This is a genomic window from Halomonas sp. 707D4, assembly GCF_024158685.1.
Classification (GTDB): domain Bacteria; phylum Pseudomonadota; class Gammaproteobacteria; order Pseudomonadales; family Halomonadaceae; genus Vreelandella.
On sequence record NZ_JAMZBD010000269.1, the window covers coordinates 1 to 4,408 of the forward strand.

Annotated in this window: 5 protein-coding genes and 1 pseudogene; 2 read left to right on the plus strand and 4 right to left on the minus strand. The window is 64.4% G+C overall.

Features of this window, described 5'->3' with window-relative positions; genetic code table 11:
• A partial coding sequence (locus BIS11_RS11755; RefSeq protein ID WP_253586089.1) for a diguanylate cyclase occupies positions 1 to 585 on the plus strand: 585 nt, incomplete at its 5' end.
• Between the two features lie 55 nt (positions 586 to 640).
• Here BIS11_RS11755 and BIS11_RS11760 read toward each other — a convergent pair.
• Positions 641 to 787 (minus strand): hypothetical protein, encoded by a 147-nt coding sequence (locus BIS11_RS11760; protein WP_227388702.1) that lies wholly within the window; start codon positions 785 to 787, stop codon positions 641 to 643.
• Positions 788 to 835: 48 nt separating this feature from the next.
• Positions 836 to 2,467: a BCCT family transporter gene (locus BIS11_RS11765; protein WP_253420349.1), complete on the minus strand. Its 1,632-nt coding sequence runs from the start codon at positions 2,465 to 2,467 to the stop codon at positions 836 to 838.
• A 355-nt stretch (positions 2,468 to 2,822) separates the two neighbouring features.
• Here BIS11_RS11765 and BIS11_RS11770 point away from each other — a divergent pair, with 355 nt between their 5' ends.
• Entirely contained in the window at positions 2,823 to 3,173 is a 351-nt protein-coding gene (locus BIS11_RS11770; protein WP_253420352.1) for a hypothetical protein, read from the plus strand.
• Here BIS11_RS11770 and BIS11_RS11775 read toward each other — a convergent pair.
• Positions 3,170 to 4,063 carry an AEC family transporter gene (locus BIS11_RS11775; protein ID WP_253420355.1) on the minus strand — a complete coding sequence of 298 codons (894 nt, stop codon included), beginning with the start codon at positions 4,061 to 4,063 and terminating at the stop codon, positions 3,170 to 3,172. The genes BIS11_RS11770 and BIS11_RS11775 overlap by 4 nt on opposite strands.
• Positions 4,060 to 4,408: pseudogene (locus tag BIS11_RS11780) on the minus strand (bifunctional glutamine synthetase adenylyltransferase/deadenyltransferase); the annotation flags it as partial. The pseudogene BIS11_RS11780 and the gene BIS11_RS11775, both read right to left, overlap by 4 nt.

The following is a 4,408-nucleotide window of genomic DNA, read 5'->3' on the forward strand; positions in this document are numbered from 1 at the left end:
CTCGTCGAGAGCGTCGATCACCTGTTGCACGAGTTCCAGCGCGGTCTGGAGCAGCGCGACCACCTGCACCGACTGTCGCGCCATGACGGGCTCACCGGCATCGCCAACCGGCGCTACTTCGACACCTTCCTGGCCCACCAGTGGGAACAGGCAGCGGTGGCCAATGCCCCCATCGCGGTGATCTTCATCGATATCGACAGCTTCAAGGCCTTCAACGACCACTACGGCCACACCCTGGGCGACGACACGCTCAAGCGCGTGGCGAAGGCGCTCGATCGCTGCATCGATTCACAGAGCGACCTGCTGGCGCGCTACGGCGGCGAGGAGTTCGTCTGCGTGCTGCCGGGCCAGGACATTCACGGAGCGCTCTCGCGCGCCAACCATATGCGCCAGGCGGTGATGACGCTGGCGATCCCCCACGCGCGGGGCGCGGCGGAGAGCATCCTGACCATCAGCATGGGGGTGGCCAGTGCCCGCCCCACGCCTGGCGAGGGGCCGGACCGGCTTTTGAACGAGGCGGACGCCCGGCTCTACGAAGCGAAGAATCGCGGGCGCAACCGTATCGAGGCGTTCAAGTCGGTGTAGAGCGGGGAATGGTCTAGAGAAGGACGCCGGGATCGGGCACTCCGATCCCGGCGTTTCAGGTCAGTAGCCAGTGGGCAAGAACGGCGGACAGCCCGACTACCATCGCCGTCATCACGGCCACGATGACCACCAGATCCAGCCAGCGGTCGAAGGCGGCCCCCTTGGGCTGCCTTCGCGTGGCGCCGTGGCGTTGTCGAGCCATGGGCGCATACTCCTGTGAGCGCTCTAGCGAGCCAGCGAAAAACAAAGTTTAGCCCCTGATGCGGCGGTTGACCACGACCGGTGCGCGGCGCAGGCGCTCCTGCTCCTCCTCGCTCAACTCCTCGGCCTCGAAGGCGTCCGCCCCGACGGGCGTATCGCCATGGCGACGGTAGAGCTGGGTGAGCATCGCCTTGCGATCGGCGCGCAGCTCGCGCATCAGCACGTACACCATCAGGTACAAGATGAACGTGAAGGGCAGCGCCGCCAGCACCGCCGCCGATTGAAGCCCGGTCAAGCCCCCGGCGGCGATCAGCGTCAGGCAGATCGCGGCGATCAACACCCCCCAGATCACCCGCTTGTAGAGCGGCGGGTCGATCGAGCCGTTGTCGGTCATCTGGGCCACGATATAGGACGCCGAGTCCGCGGACGTCACCAGGAAGATGAAGATCAAGAGAATCGACACCAGCGAGATGACGCTCGTGAACGGCATCAGCTCGTACATCCTGAACAGCGCCACGGTGATGTTCTCCTCGGTGGCGGCAGCCAGACCGACGCTGTCGCCGTTGAGCTCCATGTTGAGCGCCGCACCGCCGAACACCCCGATCCACAGGCAGGCGAGCAACGGCGGCATGATCAGCACGCCGAAGACGTACTCCTTGATGGTGCGTCCGCGCGACACGCGGGCAACGAAGGTGCCGACGAAGGGCGACCAGGCGATGACCCAGGCCCAGTAGAAGATCGTCCAGCTGCTCGCCCACTCGTTGCCGCTGTAGGGCGAGATGCGCAGGCTCATGCCGATGAAGTTCTGCAGGTAGTCGCCGATACCCATGGTGATGGTTTCGAGAATGGCGACCGTCGGGCCGGTGACGAGAATGTAGACCATCAGGCCGATACACAGCGACAGATTCAAGTTCGAAAGCCGCTTGATCCCCTTGTCGAGTCCCGACCAGGTGGAGAGCATGTAAGCGCAGAACATCACCGAGAGGATGATGAACTGCCAGAGCGTGCTTTCCGGCAGCCCGAACACCGCGTTCAGCCCGCCGTTCATCTGCAAGACGCCAAGGCCCAGCGAGGTCGCGACCCCCATGACCGTCGCCACCACGGCGAAGACGTCGAGCCAGGCGCTGTAGGGGCGCAGCCAGGGCTTCTTGGCGGTCATCGACGACAGCACCGAGGAGACCAGCCCCGCGCGGCCCTTGCGAAACTGGAAGTAGGCGATGATCAGCCCCACCACCGAGAACGCCGCCCACTGATGGATCCCCCAGTTGAAGTAGCTGTACTGGATGGCGTAGCGCGCCGCCGCTTCGGTCTCGGCCTCGACATCACCATAAGGGGGCTCGATGTAGTGGCTCATGGGCTCGGCCATGCCGTAGAACACCAGCCCCACCCCGAAGCCCGCCGCCAGCAGCATGCTCACCCAGGAGAAGAAACTGTAGTCGGGCCGACTGTCCTGCGGGCCGAGGCGCACCTTGCCATACTTGCTGAACGCGAGCGCGAACAGAAAGACCACGAAGCCGAACACCGAAATCAGGTAGAACCAGCCCATGTAGTGAGTGATCGCCCCGAGGGCCGCCTCGGCACCCGCGCCGAAATTGTCCGGAAATATCGCGCCGACCACCACCAGTGCAAAGATGATGACCGCGGACGCGATGAAGACCGTCTTGCCGCCGTGATTGGACATGCTCTCTCCCTGTTGTCCTGCGTCGAATCGTCCCTGTCCTTTCGTTCCACCTGACGCTGCTCCTTGTCAGCGCCCAACGCAAGACCTGCTTGTCGATTCGACCTCTGGATGGCTCTTTTGCCATCGTTTTTGTTACGAACGCTCTGGATGCTGCTCGAGAACCCATTGACGAGGCGTCGTTGCTTGTCATCCGATGTTTGCCCATGGCAAATCAGCCTGCCGCCCTCAGCATAGACGCCCAGGCAGCGACTATCACGTTTTGGCAATGACGCACGACGGTAGGCCGAGATACGTAAAAGTGAACTCACCTGGCAAGCCGTGTTCCAATGAGGGCAAACGTCCAACGGAGGCACTCATGCCACACCCGAACCGCGACTCGAGAAACGCTGCCTGGCAGGCCGCCCACCAATGGCGAGCCCGGGCTGCCAACACCCAGCCCACCGGGCTTCTGGGAGCGTTGAAGCTGGTGCTGGTCTGGCTTGCTTTCGGCGCCCTGATGATCGTCGGGGTGGTGTTTGGACTGATCTTTCTGCTGGTCGGCTGGGCCATGATGCCGTTCATGCGCCACAAGATGAAAAAGCGCATGGAGCAGATGCGCGCCGATCGTGCCCAGGATATCGGTGGCAATACCCACGAGCGCGCCTCGCCTGCGAAGGGTGAGCATGCGACCCTCGAGGGCAGCTTTGAAGTGAAGAACGAGCGCTAGAGCGGCGCCAGTATCCAGTTGAAGGTGGCGGCCAGCACCAGGGGCATCACGACGAGGCTTCCCAGGTTGCCGATCAGCACGATGGACGCCACTTTCTGCGGAGCGAGATCGTACTGCTCCGCCACCAGGTAGTTGAGCACCGCCGGCGGGAGTGCGGCAAAGATCAGCAGGGTCGCCTGCTGCAAGGCGTCCAGCGGCAGCCACAGCATCAGCGGCAAGGCCACCACCAGCCCCGACAGCGGACAGAGCAGCGCTCCCAGAAGTCCGGTTCGCCAGTCACCGAAATCCACCTCCAGAAGACGCACCCCGAGCGCGAACAGCATCAGCGGGATGCACACCCCGCCCAGCAGGTGCATCGCCTCCAGTAGCCATCCCGGCAGCGCCACGTTACCCACGTTCACCGCAAGTCCTGCAATGCTCGCCGCGACGATCGGCATGCGCAGCAGGCGCCAGAGCGGCGTGCGTGGATCGAGCATGTAGAGCCCTACCGAGAAATGCAGCAGCATCTCGACGATGAACACCACCACTGCCGCCGGCAGCGCCGCCTCGCCGAAGGCGAGCAGCAGAAGCGGTACGCCCATGGTGCCGGAGTTGTTGAACATCATCGACGGCAGAAATACGCGAAGATCGAGGGCCAGCCACCGGGCGAGCGGCCAGAGCACCACGCCGGAGCCCAGCACCACGGCCGCCGCCGCCCCGGCGAGCCAGGCGTCGTCCGACAGCGGCGCCTGGCGATCCGCCAGCACGGCGAACACCAGCAGCGGCACGAAAAGCTCCATGTTGAGCGTATTCAGCGTGCCGATGTCCGGCGTGCGAAGACGCCCGTAGAGCGCTCCTGCGCCGGCGATCAGAAACACCGGCAAGAGCGTGGCGAGGATGTGCCCGGTCACTGCCCGGGTCCCAGAAAACGCTCCCAGAGCCGAGAGACCGTTTCACGCTGCTCGACCAGCTGATTCGCCTCCACCACGGGCTTGTCACCGGTCAACGCGGCGCGGTGGGTGCGGCTGCGGTAGGCCAGGTACGCCTCGCGCAGGGAGTGCGCTTCCTCGTCGCTGAGATAGCCGTGCTCGGCGAGCGCTTCCAGAATGCGGACGTTGTCGGAATGGGTGGTCAGCGCCGGCGTCTTCTCGGCCAGCGCCAGCACCCCGTACTGGCAGAGGAACTCGATGTCCACCATGCCGCCAGCATCGTGCTTGAGGTTGAAGCGCGCCGCCTGGTCGACGGGCCGGGTACCC

Coding starts and splice junctions, on each gene's coding strand:
- BIS11_RS11760 (WP_227388702.1), bottom strand. CDS start 787: ATGGCTCGACAACGCCACGGCGCCACGCGAAGGCAGCCCAAGGGGGCC.
- BIS11_RS11765 (WP_253420349.1), bottom strand. CDS start 2,467: ATGTCCAATCACGGCGGCAAGACGGTCTTCATCGCGTCCGCGGTCATC.
- BIS11_RS11770 (WP_253420352.1), top strand. CDS start 2,823: ATGCCACACCCGAACCGCGACTCGAGAAACGCTGCCTGGCAGGCCGCC.